Here is a 17,531-nt window from a genome sequence, read left to right as displayed (position 1 = left end):
AATATGTGTGGAATTGTTGGATACATAGGGCATAGGGAAGCTTACCCTATTGTTTTGAAAGGATTACAAAGACTGGAATATCGTGGATACGATAGTGCCGGAATTGCTCTATACGATGGTGAAGAGCTGAAGATGTGTAAAACGAAAGGTAAAGTAGCCGATCTAAAGCAAAAATTCGAAGAGGAAGTTACTACAAATGGAACTGTTGGAATTGGTCATACAAGATGGGCAACCCACGGAGAGCCAAATGATGTGAACTCTCACCCTCATTACTCAAATTCTGGTGACCTTGTAATTATACATAACGGGATCATTGAGAATTATGATTCTTTGAAAAAAGAGTTGAAAAAACGTGGTTACACTTTTAAAAGTGATACCGATACTGAAGTATTGGTAAATCTTATAGAAGATGTGATCGTAAACGAAAAGGTGAAGCTAGGTAAAGCAGTTCAGATTGCTTTAAATCAAACTATAGGTGCCTATGCAATCGCTGTTTTCAATAAAACAAAACCAGATGAAATTGTAGTTGCAAGACTGGGAAGTCCTTTGGCTATTGGAGTTGGAGAAGATGAATTTTTCGTAGCATCAGATGCATCCCCATTTCTAGAATTTACTAATAATGCGATCTACCTGGAAGATGGAGAGATGGCAGTTATTCGTAGAGATAAGGGTGTGAAAGTGAGAAAAATTCATGATGATTCATTAGTAGATCCTTATGTACAGGAATTGCAAATGAATCTGGAGCAGATCGAAAAAGGTGGTTATGATCACTTTATGCTGAAGGAAATTCATGAACAGCCAAATGCAATTAGCGATACCTATAGAGGTAGAATGCTGGTTGATCAAGGCATCATTAGAATGGCCGGGGTAGATGATAATATGGAGCGTATTGCGAATGCAAAACGTATCATTATTGTTGCTTGTGGTACTTCATGGCATGCTGGATTGGTTGCGGAATATATTTTTGAAGATATCGCAAGAATCCCTGTGGAAGTAGAATACGCTTCAGAATTCAGATATAGAAATCCAGTGATTTCAGAAAACGATGTGGTTATTTCCATATCGCAAAGTGGTGAAACTGCAGATACGATGGCAGCTATTAAGCTAGCCAAGGAAAAAGGAGCTTTTACCTTTGGAGTTTGTAACGTTGTAGGATCTTCAATTTCAAGAGAAACTCACGCAGGAGCTTATACGCATGCTGGACCAGAAATTGGAGTAGCTTCCACAAAGGCATTTACAACTCAAATCACAGTACTTACATTAATGGCTCTTAAGCTTGGAAAGTTTAAGGGGACCATTTCTCATAGCGATTTCCAATTCCATTTACAGGAATTAGAGAGAATTCCGGAGAAAGTTAAAGAGGCGCTTAAGTCTGATGAACTTATCCAGGAGATTGCGGCTAAATACAAAGATGCTCCAAACTGTCTTTATTTAGGTAGAGGATATAATTTCCCTGTAGCACTTGAAGGAGCTTTAAAGCTTAAAGAAATTTCTTATATCCACGCTGAAGGTTATCCTGCGGCAGAGATGAAGCATGGACCAATCGCACTGATCGATGAGCAAATGCCAGTTGTCGTGATTGCTACTAAGAAAGGACATTACGAAAAAGTAGTGAGTAACATACAGGAGATCAAGTCCAGAAAAGGAAAGATCATTGGTATCGTTACTAAAGGAGATGAAGAAGTTAGAGATCTTGCAGATTACGTGATCGAAGTTCCGGAAACTATGGAGTCACTTACTCCGTTACTTACAACGATCCCATTGCAGTTATTATCCTATCATATCGCAGTGTTGCTTGGAAAAAATGTGGATCAACCACGTAACCTTGCAAAGTCTGTTACTGTAGAATAATAATTATTGACATATTTTTATAAAAAGCCTCTTCTTTTGAAGAGGCTTTTTCGTTTTAATAAGATTCTTAGCACGGTTTAACGTTGAATATCCGTGCATTTTCAAAACATTAAAAACTTCTCTTTATTTCAATCTGTTTTTTCAGAGAAAAATTTATCTTTGCACCCTGAAAATGACCTATTTCTGATTTATCAATTTTGAAATCAAGCGAGTAGGTATTTGAATTTTACGTAATAAAATTAAAAGAATTAGATAAATGTCTAAAGTCACAGGTAAAGTTGCCCAGATTATTGGTCCTGTAGTTGACGTTGTGTTCGACTCAGAAAACGCTGAACTGCCAAAGATCTACGATTCTTTGGAAATCGCCAGAAAAGATGGTTCTACTTTAGTTCTTGAAGTACAATCACATATTGGAGAAGATACTGTAAGAACGATCTCTATGGACTCTACTGACGGTCTTAGCCGTGGTGTTGATGTTCTTAATACCGGAAATCCTATTCAAATGCCAGTTGGTAAAGATGTTTACGGACGTCTTTTCAACGTTATTGGTGATGCGATTGATGGTCTTGGAAACTTGCCAAAAGCAGGTGTAGATGGATTGCCAATTCACCGCCAGGCACCAAAATTTGAAGATTTATCTGTGTCTACTGAAGTTCTGTTTACCGGAATTAAAGTGATTGACCTTATCGAACCTTATTCTAAAGGTGGTAAGATTGGACTTTTTGGAGGTGCAGGAGTTGGAAAAACAGTACTTATCCAGGAATTAATTAATAACATCGCTAAAGGTCACGGTGGACTTTCTGTTTTTGCAGGAGTTGGTGAACGTACTCGTGAAGGGAATGACCTTCTTAGAGAGATGTTAGAGTCTGGAATTATCAAATACGGTGACGATTTCATGCATTCTATGGAAGAAGGCGGATGGGATCTTCAGAAAGTAGATAAAGAAGTAATGAAGGATTCGAAAGCAACCTTCGTATTTGGACAAATGAACGAACCACCTGGAGCACGTGCGCGTGTTGCCCTTTCTGGTCTTACGATTGCGGAATATTTCCGTGATGGAGCCGGAGAAGGTCAGGGGAAAGACGTTCTTTTCTTCGTGGATAACATTTTCCGTTTTACACAGGCTGGTTCAGAGGTGTCTGCACTTCTGGGACGTATGCCATCAGCAGTAGGATATCAGCCAACGCTAGCAACCGAGATGGGTGCGATGCAGGAGCGAATTACTTCTACTAAAAATGGATCTATTACATCTGTACAGGCGGTTTATGTACCTGCAGATGACCTTACCGATCCAGCGCCGGCAACAACATTTGCCCACCTGGATGCTACAACGGTACTTTCTCGTAAGATTGCTGAGCTAGGTATTTATCCAGCGGTAGATCCTTTGGATTCTACTTCAAGAATCCTTACTCCAGATATCTTAGGAAATGAGCATTATGATTGTGCACAAAGAGTGAAAGAGCTTTTACAGAGATATAAAGAGCTTCAGGATATTATCGCTATTCTTGGTATGGAAGAACTTTCCGAAGAAGATAAGCTTGCAGTATCCAGAGCAAGACGTGTTCAACGTTTCCTTTCTCAGCCATTCCACGTAGCAGAGCAGTTTACTGGTCTTAAAGGAGTGCTTGTAGATATTAAAGATACCATCAAAGGTTTCAATATGATCATGGATGGAGAGCTTGATAAGTATCCGGAAGCGGCCTTTAACCTTAAAGGAACCATCGAGGAAGCGATCGAAGCTGGTGAGAAAATGCTTGCTGAAAACTAAAATTAGTTAAATGTATTTAGAGATAGTTACTCCAGAGGCGGTAGTATTCAGAGCTAAAGTAGATGCTGTGAAAGTTCCAGGAAATGATGGTGAATTTCAAATGCTGAACAATCACGCACCTATCGTATCTGTTCTTACTGAAGGTGATGTAAAGATCGACCTTGCAGCCGGAAGCACGAACGAGATCAAAGCTAAGGATCAGTCGGCTTTTAGAACGGAAGGAAACAATACTGAAGTTTTGTACTACACCATTAAAGGTGGAGTTCTTGAAATGAAGGATAATAAAGCTATTATATTAGCCGATTAATATTCTCATTCTTATAAAATTAAAAGCCTTTCATTTCTGAAAGGCTTTTTTTATGTGCATTTTTAACCTGTTAATTATTTAGATTCCAGCCATTTCTTTCGGTTCTCTAATTGTTCTTTCGAAGCATTTTCAGATAATGTGATCTTGTATTCAGGATCTGCTGAAAGTTCTACGAAAGTAGTTTCAGTCTTTCCAAATCGCTGATACTCGAGGCTTAACTTTTCACCTTCCGCAGTACCAGCAATCACATCTTCCATTGCTTTTGAAGTATTTACTGGAGTTCCATTTACTGATGTGATCAAGTCTCCTTCGTCCAGGCCAGCTTCGTAGGCAGGACTTCCTATTACAGTATTTCGACTAATTTCCAATCCATTCTCAGTTTCCCGAAAACTAGCTCCAAAATGATTCTTTTCGACCTCCTGTGTAATGCTAACACCAACTTGATCGAACAACTTCTTGTATTCCGGTTGTCCACCTGTTCTTATATGTTTTGCAAAAAAATCATTTGAAAACTCCTTACCTGCATATGCTGTAAGTGTATTTTCAATATCCTCCGTATCGTAAGCAACCTCATTCTTTCCATACTTCTGCCACATCATTTTCATAAAATTATCGAGATTCAGATCATTTTCTCTTAAAGAAAGGTCAAGTGCAAGACCAAGGATACTTCCGTAGGAATAATAGGAGATAAAGGTGATTTCACGATTCACAGGATCTACAGACTTTGCTGCATCAACAAAAGGTGCCTGCATGCTCATCTCCATAGGATTGAAATAGCGGGTAGCAGGAGAATTCCAGACATAATTAAAAGTTCCGGAAAGCCCTTCTATATATTCTTTTTCTGAAGTGATGCCTGCACGATGCAGGATTAATCCGGTATAATAAGTTGTGAAACCTTCAGCAAACCATAAGTTTCGGCTCATATTTACTTCAGAAAAACTGAAGGGTTCCAGATCTGCAGGGCGTAAACGTTCCACATTCCATCCATGAAAAAATTCATGAGCTACGGTGCCAGTATTGCCTTTCGTTCCACCATCTGCCAGAGCATCTGTTTTTGTAAGAATCGTACTGTTTCGATGTTCCATTCCGTCGCCGCTGGCATTTGGCATATAGCAAGCCAGGAAAGTATATCTGCCATAATCATAATCTGGTAATTCGCCGAAAACGGCTGCTTCCTGTTCTACGATCGCTTTAACCTGCTCAAAATATTGATCAAGTTCAGCTTCAGTTCCCTGGTGATGCAGAACAAATTCGATCTTCTGGCCATCGTGCTCGAAACTTCTAATTTGATGATCGCTGATCTCTATCGGGCTGTCCATAAAATAATACAGATCTGGCGCCTTAAAAGTATTCCCATTGATCTTCTCAAGCTGCGTAGCGATCTTCCAGTCTGGTTGATCCTGAAGATCGATCTGTAATTTAATATCACGATCTTTCAATTCTTCGGAATACATGAAGGTGGCTGGAATATTTAAGTGAGCATGGCTGGCATCAACCTGAGAATAAGTGCCATCACCGCGATTTGCGTAGAGTATATACTCTATGCTAACGGTGCCATCTGTATTCTTTACCGTCCAGGAATAAGGATCCTCTCTAGTAATTTCTAATTCTTTTCCCTCGCTATTGAAAGCTTTGAAGCCGTACACGTTTTTAGCAAATTCATGCAGGGCGTATCTACCAGGAGAAGTACGGCTCATTCGCACAGTTAGTTCCTGTGATTTTATCTTCGGAAATGTTACTTCTATCTTTGCTTCATGATGAACAGCATTGCTGAAGGAAATTTTATAAGTGTTTACCTGTGAAGTCGCTGCCATGGAAGTTAAAAGCAGTAACAATAATAATGATCGCATAAATTGAAATTTTAGGTAGCTAAATTTAAGAGAATAAGTCGGAAATTCTCTAATCTGGCAAATATTCCAGAATATCCCCGGGTTGACAATCCAGAGCCAGGCAAATAGCTTCAAGTGTGGAAAACCGAACGGCTTTGGCTTTCCCGGTTTTAAGAATAGACAGGTTTGCGGTGGTAATCCCAACCATTTCAGCCAGTTCATTGCTTTTCATGCCTCTTTCTTCTAGAATCCGATCTAGATTTATGATAATGGCCATGGCTAAACGGTTAGTTTGTTCTCTTCCACCAATTGATTTCCCTCTTTAAAGATTTCAGCAAAGATAAAAGCCAATAGAGCAATGATCAGAAAATCAAAATCAAGATGAAAACCACTTACGTGATAATAGCCGAAATCCCACATGGTAATCCATGACAGTCCGGAAATAATAAGACAATAAACTCCTATCCTTTGGAATGCCTGCACATTGGTGGTTTTAAAGGTTTCCAGGTTTTCTACTGACGTCAAAACATTTTGAAATTGTTTTATAGCTAGGTACATGAGAAGAATTATTCCTGCAAATCTTAGATAATTGAAATATAGCGAAGCTGTATTCCAATCGGTCATATAGATAACATCCTCATCTGAAACTTCTTCTCCTATTACTTTCTCGAATTTTATAGAATTGTCTTTTATCGGTTTGTCTGCATGCCATCCGTTATAAAAATCGCGATCTACTTGAAAGTGGATAAAAAAAATCGTGAGAATTACTAAGACAAGAATGAAAGCTCCGTTAATTAACTGACAGAGAAAAGCTGCGGTTTTAAGTAGGCTATTTTTACTCATCATATTTATAATTAGATAGTAAGATCGTTTTCATTTTTTAGATGGTAGGCTTTTTCAAATATTTTACTCAGGACAATAAAAAACGCTCCAATGGCGATGAAAAGCCAGAAAGTAGATATTTCGAGTTTTAGTTCGAGTCTTGATCGAAAGATGATTCTCATGATAAAGGAGCCAAAGCTATCGATAATGCTGAGCCAGATAATTAATTTCCCTAATAAGTTGAAGCCGGCGATCTGGTATTTAGTGAAGAATTTGTTATTCTGAAAACTGGCTACAATTTTCAATAATAACCAGACGATCAGGCTTATTCCTAAATACAACAGCATACTGTAGAGAAACTGAACGAGGGCAGTAGTGTTCGAAGTAATCGGGAAGAGCAATTCAATGTCTGAGTTGAGATCGTAAGTATTGAAGAAACTGTAATTAATCGCAAATCCCAGTGAAACTAACGCCATAAATAGAGATAGTACTAGGCTGATGTAAAGTAAACCTTTGAGAATTTTAATCGAATCAGTCTTCATAATTATCGTTTTACGATAACAAACATAAATTAAATTATCGATTATCAATAATTTTATTTGCAAATATTTCTAAGAGCTTGTTGTAATTGATAGAAAATTGAGAGTGAATTAAATAGAGAGTAATTAATGTAGAAATCACGTTTATCTCCAGGATTATTGATTGCGTGAAAACTATTCTTCAATAATAACTATTATATTTGCGACAAACAGATTTACTAAGTATGCTTACCGCAATTCTTACAGGATTTATATTTTCTATTCTCTTTGTTTTTGTAGGGAAGTTCTTCAAAGGTAAGCTCTCGATTCTGGCTTCCATAGTACCACTTGGGCTCTTTTTATACTTTTTCCAGTTTATAGCTCCAATTGCAGATGGTGAAGTAATTACCAGATCCTTTCAATGGATTCCATCCTTTGGAGTAGATCTTGGTTTTAAGCTGGACGGCTTGTCGTTGCTATTTTCTTTAATGATCACGGGGATTGGTTTCCTTGTTTTTGCGTATACCTCTTCTTACTTAAAAGGACACGGTTACCTGGATAGATTTTACGGATATCTCGCTGCGTTCATGGGTGCGATGCTTGGACTGGTACTTTCTGATAACATGATCACTTTGTTTGTGTTCTGGGAACTTACCAGTATTAGTTCATTCTTCCTGATAGGTTTCAACAATACAAATCCGGCTTCCCGAAAATCGGCAATGACCGCTTTGGGTATTACCGGAATAGGAGGATTATTACTTCTTGCTTCAGCTTTATTACTTAATAATATTACGGGCACCTACAGTATTTCAGAGATGCTGAGTATGAGTGAAGTTATTCGTGGAAACGAATTTTACGCAGTTGCTGTTATATTGTTATTTGGTGCGGCTTTTACAAAATCGGCTCAATTCCCATTTCACTTCTGGTTACCTGGAGCAATGAAAGCTCCAACACCGGTATCCACCTACCTGCATTCTGCCACCATGGTAAAAGCGGGAATCTATTTATTAATGCGTTTTACTCCTATTCTTGGAGGTGAAAATATTTGGAATTATACGCTGATTATCGTTGGGGGAATTACCATGCTTTACTCTGCGATCCATACCTTATTCAGAACAGATCTTAAAGGGATCCTGGCCTATTCAACAATTTCGGCCTTAGGGATTCTGGTGTTTCTAATTGGTCTGGGAACTGAAGAAGCATTCCTGGCTGCAGCAGTATTTATCATTGTTCATGCGTTATATAAAGCAACTTTGTTCCTGGTAACGGGAATCATAGATCACCAAACACATACCCGTGATGTCACCAGACTTGCGGGACTGAATAAAATTATGCTTCCGGTCGGAATCGCCGGGATACTGGCGGCAATTTCCAGCGCCGGAATTCCCCCAACGATAGGTTTTATTGGAAAGGAACTTACGTACGAAGCTACGTATCATTCAGAAACGATTATCATCATTTCGATGATCGCGATAGTTCTTACTAAGATTCTCTTGTTATATGCAGGTTTTGTAGCGGGAATCAAGCCGTTTACCGGAAAATTGCCTGAAGAACACAAAAATGTGAAAGCTCCTGGTCCAATCATGTGGATTCCGCCGGTATTACTGGCAACTTTAGGTCTTGTTTTTGGAATTGCTCCATTTCTAATTGAAGGTGCTTTAATTAAACCTGTAGTTACGGCTCTTGGTGGTGATGCTTCTGAAATTCATCTGGCGTTATGGCACGGATTTAATCTAATTTTTATTCTTAGTTTGATCACAATTGGTGTTGGAACTACGTTATATTTTGTTATCAAACCTTCAGAAAAACTGGTGGCATCTGCAGCTAAATTTAACTCAATTTCACCTGAAAATATTCTGAATCTTATCAATAAAGGTTTTGTGCAATTCTCTAATTTCTGGACGAATTTCTTTCAGAATGGATATTTGAGAAACTACATTTCTATCATAATTCTCTTTCTGGTTGTTTTAGTTGGATATATCATGATTGGAAATACTCGTTTTGTGATCGACTATAATTCATTATCTAAGATCACTGTCTACGAGATCACCACGACTTTGATCCTGATTGCTGGAATTTTCTATACAGTTTTTACTGAATCCCGTCTGGCAGCGGTCGCAGCAATGGGTGTGGTTGGTCTTTCTATTTGTTTGATCTTCGTATTCTACTCGGCGCCCGATCTGGCCATGACCCAGTTCTCGATTGATACACTTACAGTAATTCTATTCGTACTGGTATTATATAAATTACCTAAGTATTTGAAACTTTCAGACTATAAAACGCGTGTGAGGGATGGTGTACTATCTAGTGTTTTCGGTTTGATCATTTCGGTTCTAGCGCTTGAAGTACTTTCTGAACCTGTAAGTAAGCAGGTTGGAGAATTCTACGCGGCAAACTCATATGTTGAAGCTCATGGTAAAAATGTTGTGAACGTAATCCTTGTAGATTTCCGGGGTGCAGATACACTTATTGAAGTTTCAGTATTATCAATAGCAGCAGTAGGAGTATTCGGCTTGATGAAACTAAGACTTAAGATGAAGGATAGAAAACGATATGCAGATACAAGTCTAAAACAAGAAAACAAGGAACAATAATATGCGAACAACCATCATATTAAAAACAGCTTCTAATTACCTTTTACCGGTATTATTGGTGTTTTCGATCTTTATCCTTCTCCGCGGCCATTACCTGCCAGGAGGTGGATTTGTTGGCGGTCTTATCGCATCTATTGCTTTTATATTGCATTCGTTTGCCAACGGACTCGAGAAAACCAAAGAGCTTTTAATCGTGCATCCGGGATTTCTATTACCGGTAGGACTTGCTATTTCGTTTATGGCTGGTCTTGCTCCAGTAGTTTTTTTTGATATGCCTTTTATGACCGGACTCTGGTCGCATGATACAGTTGCTATTCTTGGTAGCGTAGGATCTGCGCTATTTTTTGATATTGGTGTTTACCTCGTGGTAAATGGAGTGACTCTTACAATAATCTTTACAATTTCTGAATCGGCCTGATATGGAGATACTTTTAGCATTAATGGTAGGTATTCTATACGGAACTGGTATTTATATGATGCTTCGCCGAAGTATGGTGAAACTTATTATAGGAATCATATTACTAGGTAACGGAGCAAACCTGCTTATTTTTCTCCTCGGAAGAATTACCAAAGGAGCTCCGCCAATTATACCCGGGGATTCCAAGGTTTTCGTAGAAGCCTTTGCCGATCCTGTACCGCAGGCATTGATCCTTACTGCCATTGTAATTAGTTTTGGATTGCAATCTTTTGCCATCGTTCTGGTAAAGAGGGCGCATACCGTAGTTAGAACTGATGATTTGGACGAAATGAACGCAACCGACGAAGATTCATGACACAGCAATTAATATTATATCCGCTTTTCTTACAGATGGCCATCAGTATTATTTTGATGTTTGGCTGGTCCAGGATTCGTTTTCAGAAGATCTTTAGCATCTTTGGGAGTACGCTGAGCGTAATTCTGGCGATCGTTCTTTTCAGCTATATCTGGCAAAACGGGACTCAAACTATCCAGGCCGGGAACTGGGAAGCTCCCTTCGGAATTACCTTTGTTGCAGATTCCCTGGCGGCTACGTTAGTACTCTTAACAGCAATTTCAGGTCTTGCAGTCTCCATATTTTCCGCAGGTTCAGTATTAAGAGACCGGCTAAGGTTTGGCTATTTTCCCATATTTCATTTCCTGTTATTAGGTTTAAACGGCGCTTTCCTGACCGGTGATATTTTCAACCTCTACGTGTGGTTTGAGATCATTATTATAAGTTCGTTCGTACTGATTACTATTGGAGGTGAAAAGGCTCAGCTTGAAGGAGCTGTAAAATATTTCACGCTGAACATTTTAGCTTCCATGATCTTCCTAACGGCGATCGCAGTACTTTACGGTATTACCGGAAGCTTGAATATGGCCGATCTTGCAGGTCAGGTAGCTGCTGTAGAAAATCGCGGACTCGTTCAAATCACTGCCGTATTATTCTTAATAGGTTTCGGGATCAAGGCAGGAGTTTTTCCACTATATTTCTGGTTACCGGCTTCCTATCATACACCTCCATTTGCCGTTTCGGCTATCTTCGGAGGATTATTGACTAAGGTAGGTGTCTATGCCTTAATAAGGGTGTTTACGCTAATATTCGTCAATGAACCCTTCCTTAATAATATTATTATGGTCATCGCCATACTTACTTTAGTGAGTGGTGGAATTGGAGCATTAGTTCAGAATAACATGCGTAAGGTCTTTTCTTACCTTATCATCTGTCATATTGGTTATATGATCGCAGGGATCGGGATGTTTACAGAAATTGCAATTGCCGGAGCGATCTTCTACCTTATTCATGACATTATCGTAAAAACTAATCTTTTCATGCTGAGCGGGGTGGTCTATAGAATCACAGGAACTAATAGCATGCGGGATCTTGGAGGTATTTATGCCAAATATCCGAAGATAAGTTTATTGCTATTTATCCCATTATTTTCCCTGGTTGGGATTCCGCCATTATCAGGTTTCTGGCCAAAGATCAATCTGATAAAAGCTGGATTTACTGGAGAGAATTATATTACCGTTGCGGCGATCATATTTGCCAGCTTTATAACTTTAGTGATCATTGCGAAAATGTGGGCTGAAGTGTTCTGGAAGGATGCTAAGGAAATGCCAGAAAGAAAATATTTTGGATATTATCATAAGATGACCGATCTAAAACGCTCGCAATTTATCGTGCCAGTAGCTATGCTTAGTATTGTATCTTTGTATATTGGTTTTGGAGCTGAACATATTCAGGAGCTTTCTGCAAGAATTGCTGATGAACTGGTAAATAGTGAAGGATACATTGAGGCAGTTTTAAAGACGAAGAATTAAGAAGATGAAGAATAAATTTCTTTCAAATATATTGTTAACGTTCGTATGGGTTGCCCTTACGGGTGATTTTTCATTCGAAAACTATCTGTTTGGATTTTTTCTGAATTTTCATATTCTCTGGCTTATTACTGTAGGTAGAAAACGAACGCGTTATTTTCTTATAGTTCCGAAGATCATATTGCTGTTACTGAATTTCCTTTATGAGCTTGTAAAAGCGAACATAGAAGTTGCATATGAAGTGATCACACCAAGACTTAATGTGACGCCTGGAATAATCATGGTGCCGCTGGATGTTAAATCTGATATTGGGATTACCGTTCTTGCTAATATGATATCCCTTACACCAGGAACTTTGAGCATCGATGTATCTAATGATAAAAAGGTTCTTTTTGTACATGCAATGTACCTGAAGGATAGAGAGAAATTCATCCGCGGAATCAAGGATGGATTTGAACGTAGAATTTTGGAAGTGCTGTCATGACGTTAGTTGAATATTTACATTATATCATATTACCCATACTGGTGATCTCTGCAGTTTTGATACTTTGGAGGTTTATGAAGGGTCCAAGCATTGCAGATAAGATTGTATCGCTCGACCTTCTCATTACAACCGGGATTGGGATTATTGCGATATACAGTATTATTTACAATCAATCCACCTTAATGGATACTGCGCTAATTCTAGCATTGATCGCATTTTTAAGTACAGTAGCGCTTTCATTTTATCTTGAAAAACGTAAAAGGAAATGATAGATATCATAATAGCCGCCATAGCAACACTGGGAGCCCTTTTCGTTCTTTTAGCAGCGATCGGGATCGTTCGTATGCCAGACACTTATCTTCGTATTTCAGTAACTACCAAAGCTGCGACTCTTGGAGTTGGTCTTTTATTACTAAGTTCCACTGTATTTTTTAGTAATGCAGATGTAACTTCACAGGCATTTGTCATCATTCTGTTTCTATTCTTGACTGCACCAGTTAGTGCACACCTTATTGGAAGGGCTTCTTATTTCATCGGAGTAAAACTCTGGGATAAGTCGGTAATGGATGAATTGCAGGGTAAATATCAAAAGAACACCCATATCTTAAAAAGCAAGGTGGATGATACCCCTGAAGATAACGTAGATCACAGCAAAATGGATGATGCCGATAAGTAATTAGCGGTTAATCTTTTTCTTCTCAACTAGTTAATTTTTATAGTCATTCTTAGGTAGGTATACCAGTAATTTTCCAGTCATATTTTATAAAATTCATTGCTTAAGTTTGCCATATGCAAAAGCTACCCTTAAAATTAGAGAAAAGACTTGAAAAAAGGAAAAATGATAATTCCTTCAGATGTCTTCCTCAAGAATTTAAAGGGGTAGATTTTTTTTCTAATGATTATTTAGGTTTTTCTTCTTCGGAAGTAGTTAGAAAGAGAACTTCGGAGATAATGGAAGCGCAGGCTTATCAAAATGGAGCTACCGGTTCCAGACTTCTTTCTGGTAATCATCCATTATTCAGTAAAGCTGAAAAGATGATTGCTGAATTTCATAACGCTGAATCTGCTCTTATCTTTAATTCCGGTTACGATGCTAATCTTGGGTTCTTTTCCGCAGTACCGCAGAAGGGTGATATTATATTCTATGATGAGTTAAGTCATGCTTCTATCCGAGATGGTATTAGAATGAGCCTGGCGAAATCTTATAGATTTACTCATAACAGTCTGCAGGATCTTGATTCCAAACTACGAAGATTCGATACTTCATCCAACGATTTCCAGGTTTATATAGTGACCGAATCCGTTTTCTCCATGGACGGTGATATTCCAGATCTTGAAGGAATAGCTAGATTAGGTAGTGATTATAATGCCTTGCTGATTATAGATGAAGCTCATGCTACCGGTGTGTTTGGAGAAAATGGTGTTGGTTTGGTGCAGCAACTAGGAATCGAAGAAAATGTATTTGCGAGAATTCAGACCTTCGGTAAGGCAATTGGAAGCCATGGTGCTGCTATTTTGGGAAGTGATCAGCTAAGAAATTATTTGATCAACTTTGCAAGAAGCTTTATTTATACCACTGCACTACCTCCACATACCCTTGCTACGATTATTGCAATTTATGAAAATCTACAATTAGATGTTGAGAATATCACAAAACTTCGTGCAAACATCAATTTCTTCAAAGCTGAACTTGATAGGAACGCGCTTACAAAAAGATTTATAAACAGCGATTCTGCTATACAAAGCTGCATCGTGCAAGGGAATGAACAGGTTAAGTCTATTGCTTTGCAGTTGCAGGAAAATGACTTTGTGGTAAAACCCATATTATCGCCAACGGTTCCTCTGGGACAGGAAAGATTGAGATTTTGTCTGCATGCCTATAATTCGAAGCAAGAAATTTCGGAGGTCTTGGAAAGGCTGGCTAACTTTGTGCAAAAATCAAATTAATGCCTGCTCATTATTTTATTACCGGAATTAGCACAGATGTTGGAAAGAGCATCGCAGCTGCAATGATCACTGAAGCACTGGAAGCAGATTACTGGAAGCCTGTACAGGCAGGTGATCTTGATAATTCAGATACTCACAAGGTTGAGCGTTTGGTTAGTAACTCCAGGACGACTTTTCATAAGAATAGCTATGCCTTGAATAGTGCCATGAGTCCGCACGCTGCTGCGGAAATTGATTCAGTAAAGATTGATTTAAAGAAGATCAAAAGACCTAAAACCAATCGCGATCTCGTTATTGAAGGAGCTGGTGGATTACTTGTGCCTTTAAATAACAAAAGCACAATTTTGGATCTAATTGAAAAAGATGATTGCGTTATTCTGGTTTCCAGGCATTATCTGGGAAGTATAAATCATACTTTGTTAAGTATTGAAATGCTTAGATCACGAGGGATAGAAAATATTAAGATCATTTTTAGCGGGGATGAGCATCAAAGTACTGAACAGGCGATCCAGGATCATAGCGGAATTGAAGTACTGGGTAGGATAGAGCAGGAGCCGTACTTTGATAAAAATGTAGTACTGGAATATGCTGAAAAATGGAGAGAGAAATTATGCAAGAAGTAGAAATTACATCAAGCCTGAAAGAAAGAGACAGTAAACATTTATGGCATCCGCTTACACAGCATAAAGTATCTTCGGAAATGCTGCCAATTTCAAAAGCGAGCGGCGTTATACTTACTGATGATGAAGGTCGTGAGTATATTGACGGAATCTCATCCTGGTACACTGCGGTGTATGGGCATTGCAATCCCTATATCACAAACAAAGTCGCTGCGCAGATGCAGAATCTGGATCAGGTAGTTTTTAGCGGATTCACACATAAGCCCGCCATAGAGCTATCTGAAGCATTGATAAAGATACTGCCTGAAGGGCAGCAGAAACTGTTTTTCAACGATAATGGCTCCACAGCGACCGAGATCGGGATAAAAATGGCTTTGCAGTATCATCATAACCTTGGAAATGATCGAAAAGTAATGCTGGCTTTCGAAAATGGATTCCATGGAGATACGTTTGGCGCAATGTCAGTCTCCGGACTTTCAGTTTATAATGGAGCTTTTGAAGATCATTTTATACGTGTAGAACGTATTCCGGTTCCAGATGGAACGAACAACAAGGCAATTCTTGATCAATTAGAATCTATACTCAGCAAGGGTACTATTGCTGGATTTATATATGAGCCTCTAATTCAGGGCGCTGCAGCAATGAAGTTTCACGATGCTGAAGGACTGAATGCAATATTGAAACTTTGCCGTCAACATGAAGTTCTTCTGGTGGCAGATGAGGTAATGACTGGTTTTGGTAAAACCGGAACTTATTTTGCTTCAGATCATATTGAGGAAAAACCAGATGTGATCTGCATGTCCAAAGCTCTTACGGCAGGCTTGCTGCCTATGGGGCTAACCTCCTGTAATCAAAAAGTATATGATGCTTTCTATTCAGATGAAATTGCGAAAGGTCTTTTTCACGGGCATACCTATACCGCGAATCCACTTGCGTGTACAGCGGCCCTGGCTGGAATAGAATTATTGACTTCCGAAGAAATCCAACAGAACATTCAAAGGATCTCTGATAATAACCAAAACTTCGTTCGTGAATTGAAGCAGAAACAACAGGTGCTCAACGCTCGCTCTATGGGTGTGATTCTTGCTTTCGAACTTGATGTGGAAATGGAGCGTTACGGGAATTTGAGAAATAAGCTTTTCAGGTTTTTTATGGATAATGGGCTGTTTTTACGTCCGCTTGGGAATACGATCTATATCGTACCGCCTTATGTAACTTCTGAAGAGCAGATGAAAAAGATCTACAAATTACTTCAGGAATGTATAGATCAATTTCAGGCGTAAATTAACGCTTGATGAGCTATCACAAATAACAATCAATACTATTTTTGCTTTAAAATAAGTCCTTGAAAAATCCAATTTCCATAGACGCGATTGCCAGTATTTCTCCATTAGGAAGTACTGCGGAAGAGATCTGGAATAATTATCTCCAGGACTCCCATCACTTTAGTAGAAGAACAACTACTGAGAAGTCTAGGTGGGCAGGAGAATTGTCGGAAGATCTAGACAATCAATTACTAGAGCTTCAGCAGGAAGACTCCAGGTATCGCCATCTGGACCGTTCAGTTTTAATGGCAATTCTCACCGGTCGAAGACTCAAAGATGAACCGGGTTATAACAATAGCAATTCCGGCTTGAACATTGGAAGCAGCCGTGGCGCTACAGAACTTTTTGAGAAGTATCATAAAGAATTTATAGAGACCGGAAAGGCATCTACCTATAGTTCTCCAACTACCACTTTGGGAAATATTTCCTCCTGGACCGCGCAGGATATGCAACTGGAAGGTCCGGAGTTTTCTCATAGTATTACCTGTTCTACAGGAATGCATTCTATTTTAAATGCGATCGCCTGGCTGGAAAGTGGAATGCGAGACAACTTTATTGCCGGCGGTAGCGAAGCACCTCTTACAGGATTTACACTCGCACAAATGGAGGCTATGAAGATCTATGCACAAAGTGATGATGAATATCCATGTAGATCGCTGGACATGGAGAAGCAAAAAAATAGCATGATTTTGAGTGAAGCTGCGGGATTAATGTCATTTAGCAAGAACCCTTCAGCGAAATCGCAAGCTGTTATTCGTGGAATTGGTTATGCCAATGAAGAATTAAGGCATGGAGCTTCGTTATCGCGGGAAGGTTTCTGTCTTCAGAAGAGTATGAAAATGGCAATTAAAGACACTTCCGAAGAAATTGATGCGATTGTTATGCATGCTCCGGGAACCATTGGTGGTGATCTAGCTGAAGTAAATGCGGTGAAAGCGATCTTTGGCAATGATCAACCAGCGATAACCTCGAACAAATGGAAGACCGGTCATAGTTTCGCAACTTCCGGAATTCTGAATATACAAATGGCGATATTAATGATTCAGCATCAGCAATTTATAACTGTTCCCTTTTCAAAATTTCAGAAGAAACCTCGGCAATTAAAAAACATTCTGGTGAATTCTGTCGGTTTTGGTGGGAATGCGGTTTCGCTGCTTATTTCTGCAAATTGATATTGTTAGGAAT

General features: G+C 39.0%; 18 protein-coding genes. 14 read left to right on the top strand and 4 right to left on the bottom strand.

Annotated elements, in window-relative coordinates; all coding sequences use genetic code 11:
• The first annotated feature begins 3 nt into the window (after positions 1-3).
• The 3 genes from glmS to ABVM50_RS02925 all read left to right on the top strand — a co-directional run bounded on the left by glmS (position 4) and on the right by ABVM50_RS02925 (position 3,926).
• Complete coding sequence (gene glmS, locus ABVM50_RS02935) at positions 4-1,851, top strand: glutamine--fructose-6-phosphate transaminase (isomerizing) (protein WP_405199883.1); 1,848 nt, start codon at positions 4-6, stop codon at positions 1,849-1,851.
• Between the two features lie 256 nt (positions 1,852-2,107).
• Positions 2,108-3,619, top strand: a complete 1,512-nt coding sequence (atpD, locus tag ABVM50_RS02930) for a F0F1 ATP synthase subunit beta (RefSeq protein ID WP_141879028.1) — start codon at positions 2,108-2,110, stop codon at positions 3,617-3,619.
• Between the two features lie 10 nt (positions 3,620-3,629).
• The gene (locus tag ABVM50_RS02925; RefSeq protein ID WP_322301363.1) at positions 3,630-3,926 is read left to right on the top strand and encodes a F0F1 ATP synthase subunit epsilon; all 297 of its coding nucleotides are present in this window, start codon (positions 3,630-3,632) and stop codon (positions 3,924-3,926) included.
• Positions 3,927-4,000: 74 nt separating this feature from the next.
• Here ABVM50_RS02925 and ABVM50_RS02920 read toward each other — a convergent pair whose 3' ends face one another.
• The 4 genes from ABVM50_RS02920 to ABVM50_RS02905 are packed head-to-tail and all read right to left on the bottom strand — an operon-like array spanning position 4,001 to position 7,119.
• The gene (locus ABVM50_RS02920) at positions 4,001-5,776 is read right to left on the bottom strand and encodes a M61 family metallopeptidase (protein WP_405199882.1); all 1,776 of its coding nucleotides are present in this window, start codon (positions 5,774-5,776) and stop codon (positions 4,001-4,003) included.
• Positions 5,777-5,825: 49 nt separating this feature from the next.
• Entirely contained in the window at positions 5,826-6,032 is a 207-nt protein-coding gene (locus tag ABVM50_RS02915; RefSeq protein ID WP_405199881.1) for a helix-turn-helix domain-containing protein, read from the bottom strand.
• A 2-nt stretch (positions 6,033-6,034) separates the two neighbouring features.
• A complete protein-coding gene (locus tag ABVM50_RS02910) occupies positions 6,035-6,601 on the bottom strand; it encodes a DUF2975 domain-containing protein (RefSeq protein ID WP_405199879.1) in 567 nt (188 codons plus the stop codon).
• 8 nt (positions 6,602-6,609) lie between these two features.
• Positions 6,610-7,119 carry a DUF2975 domain-containing protein gene (locus ABVM50_RS02905; RefSeq protein WP_405199878.1) on the bottom strand — a complete coding sequence of 170 codons (510 nt, stop codon included), beginning with the start codon at positions 7,117-7,119 and terminating at the stop codon, positions 6,610-6,612.
• 221 nt (positions 7,120-7,340) lie between these two features.
• On the opposite strand from ABVM50_RS02905, the gene ABVM50_RS02900 reads away from it, so the two are divergent.
• The 11 genes from ABVM50_RS02900 (at position 7,341) to ABVM50_RS02850 (ending at position 17,518) form a co-directional block, all read left to right on the top strand.
• Positions 7,341-9,689, top strand: coding sequence for a putative monovalent cation/H+ antiporter subunit A (locus tag ABVM50_RS02900; RefSeq protein WP_405199877.1), 2,349 nt, complete (start codon positions 7,341-7,343; stop codon positions 9,687-9,689).
• Between the two features lies 1 nt (position 9,690).
• On the top strand, positions 9,691-10,107 hold the full coding sequence (locus ABVM50_RS02895) for a Na+/H+ antiporter subunit B (RefSeq protein WP_405199876.1): 417 nt from the start codon (positions 9,691-9,693) through the stop codon (positions 10,105-10,107).
• Between the two features lies 1 nt (position 10,108).
• Positions 10,109-10,462, top strand: coding sequence for a Na+/H+ antiporter subunit C (locus ABVM50_RS02890; protein WP_141879020.1), 354 nt, complete (start codon positions 10,109-10,111; stop codon positions 10,460-10,462).
• Positions 10,459-11,973, top strand: coding sequence for a proton-conducting transporter membrane subunit (locus ABVM50_RS02885; protein ID WP_405199875.1), 1,515 nt, complete (start codon positions 10,459-10,461; stop codon positions 11,971-11,973). The genes ABVM50_RS02890 and ABVM50_RS02885 overlap by 4 nt, the downstream gene beginning before the upstream one ends.
• A 4-nt stretch (positions 11,974-11,977) precedes the next feature.
• A complete protein-coding gene (locus ABVM50_RS02880) occupies positions 11,978-12,454 on the top strand; it encodes a Na+/H+ antiporter subunit E (RefSeq protein ID WP_026913949.1) in 477 nt (158 codons plus the stop codon).
• The gene (locus tag ABVM50_RS02875; RefSeq protein WP_141879018.1) at positions 12,451-12,723 is read left to right on the top strand and encodes a monovalent cation/H+ antiporter complex subunit F; all 273 of its coding nucleotides are present in this window, start codon (positions 12,451-12,453) and stop codon (positions 12,721-12,723) included. Before ABVM50_RS02880 ends, ABVM50_RS02875 begins: the two co-directional genes overlap by 4 nt.
• On the top strand, positions 12,720-13,130 hold the full coding sequence (gene mnhG, locus ABVM50_RS02870; RefSeq protein WP_141879017.1) for a monovalent cation/H(+) antiporter subunit G: 411 nt from the start codon (positions 12,720-12,722) through the stop codon (positions 13,128-13,130). The genes ABVM50_RS02875 and mnhG overlap by 4 nt, the downstream gene beginning before the upstream one ends.
• A gap of 113 nt (positions 13,131-13,243) precedes the next feature.
• A complete protein-coding gene (locus tag ABVM50_RS02865) occupies positions 13,244-14,401 on the top strand; it encodes an aminotransferase class I/II-fold pyridoxal phosphate-dependent enzyme (protein ID WP_405199874.1) in 1,158 nt (385 codons plus the stop codon).
• Positions 14,401-15,024: a dethiobiotin synthase gene (gene bioD / locus ABVM50_RS02860; protein ID WP_405199873.1), complete on the top strand. Its 624-nt coding sequence runs from the start codon at positions 14,401-14,403 to the stop codon at positions 15,022-15,024. The genes ABVM50_RS02865 and bioD overlap by 1 nt, the downstream gene beginning before the upstream one ends.
• On the top strand, positions 15,012-16,304 hold the full coding sequence (bioA, locus tag ABVM50_RS02855; RefSeq protein WP_405199872.1) for an adenosylmethionine--8-amino-7-oxononanoate transaminase: 1,293 nt from the start codon (positions 15,012-15,014) through the stop codon (positions 16,302-16,304). Before bioD ends, bioA begins: the two co-directional genes overlap by 13 nt.
• Before the next feature lie 62 nt (positions 16,305-16,366).
• Entirely contained in the window at positions 16,367-17,518 is a 1,152-nt protein-coding gene (locus tag ABVM50_RS02850) for a beta-ketoacyl synthase N-terminal-like domain-containing protein (protein WP_405199871.1), read from the top strand.
• Positions 17,519-17,531 lie beyond the last annotated feature (13 nt).

The sequence above is a fragment of the Christiangramia sp. LLG6405-1 genome (genome assembly GCF_045055805.1).
GTDB lineage: Bacteria > Bacteroidota > Bacteroidia > Flavobacteriales > Flavobacteriaceae > Christiangramia.
Note: the sequence above shows the minus strand (reverse complement) of the source record. Positions and strands in the feature narration are given on the sequence as shown.

Bases quoted from the DNA above. Each gene is read 5' to 3' on its own strand.
- glmS (WP_405199883.1), top strand. From the start codon at position 4: ATGTGTGGAATTGTTGGATACATAGGGCATAGGGAAGCTTACCCTATT.
- atpD (WP_141879028.1), top strand. From the start codon at position 2,108: ATGTCTAAAGTCACAGGTAAAGTTGCCCAGATTATTGGTCCTGTAGTT.
- ABVM50_RS02925 (WP_322301363.1), top strand. From the start codon at position 3,630: ATGTATTTAGAGATAGTTACTCCAGAGGCGGTAGTATTCAGAGCTAAA.
- ABVM50_RS02920 (WP_405199882.1), bottom strand. From the start codon at position 5,776: ATGCGATCATTATTATTGTTACTGCTTTTAACTTCCATGGCAGCGACT.
- ABVM50_RS02915 (WP_405199881.1), bottom strand. From the start codon at position 6,032: ATGGCCATTATCATAAATCTAGATCGGATTCTAGAAGAAAGAGGCATG.
- ABVM50_RS02910 (WP_405199879.1), bottom strand. From the start codon at position 6,601: ATGATGAGTAAAAATAGCCTACTTAAAACCGCAGCTTTTCTCTGTCAG.
- ABVM50_RS02905 (WP_405199878.1), bottom strand. From the start codon at position 7,119: ATGAAGACTGATTCGATTAAAATTCTCAAAGGTTTACTTTACATCAGC.
- ABVM50_RS02900 (WP_405199877.1), top strand. From the start codon at position 7,341: ATGCTTACCGCAATTCTTACAGGATTTATATTTTCTATTCTCTTTGTT.
- ABVM50_RS02895 (WP_405199876.1), top strand. From the start codon at position 9,691: ATGCGAACAACCATCATATTAAAAACAGCTTCTAATTACCTTTTACCG.
- ABVM50_RS02890 (WP_141879020.1), top strand. From the start codon at position 10,109: ATGGAGATACTTTTAGCATTAATGGTAGGTATTCTATACGGAACTGGT.
- ABVM50_RS02885 (WP_405199875.1), top strand. From the start codon at position 10,459: ATGACACAGCAATTAATATTATATCCGCTTTTCTTACAGATGGCCATC.
- ABVM50_RS02880 (WP_026913949.1), top strand. From the start codon at position 11,978: ATGAAGAATAAATTTCTTTCAAATATATTGTTAACGTTCGTATGGGTT.
- ABVM50_RS02875 (WP_141879018.1), top strand. From the start codon at position 12,451: ATGACGTTAGTTGAATATTTACATTATATCATATTACCCATACTGGTG.
- mnhG (WP_141879017.1), top strand. From the start codon at position 12,720: ATGATAGATATCATAATAGCCGCCATAGCAACACTGGGAGCCCTTTTC.
- ABVM50_RS02865 (WP_405199874.1), top strand. From the start codon at position 13,244: ATGCAAAAGCTACCCTTAAAATTAGAGAAAAGACTTGAAAAAAGGAAA.
- bioD (WP_405199873.1), top strand. From the start codon at position 14,401: ATGCCTGCTCATTATTTTATTACCGGAATTAGCACAGATGTTGGAAAG.
- bioA (WP_405199872.1), top strand. From the start codon at position 15,012: ATGCAAGAAGTAGAAATTACATCAAGCCTGAAAGAAAGAGACAGTAAA.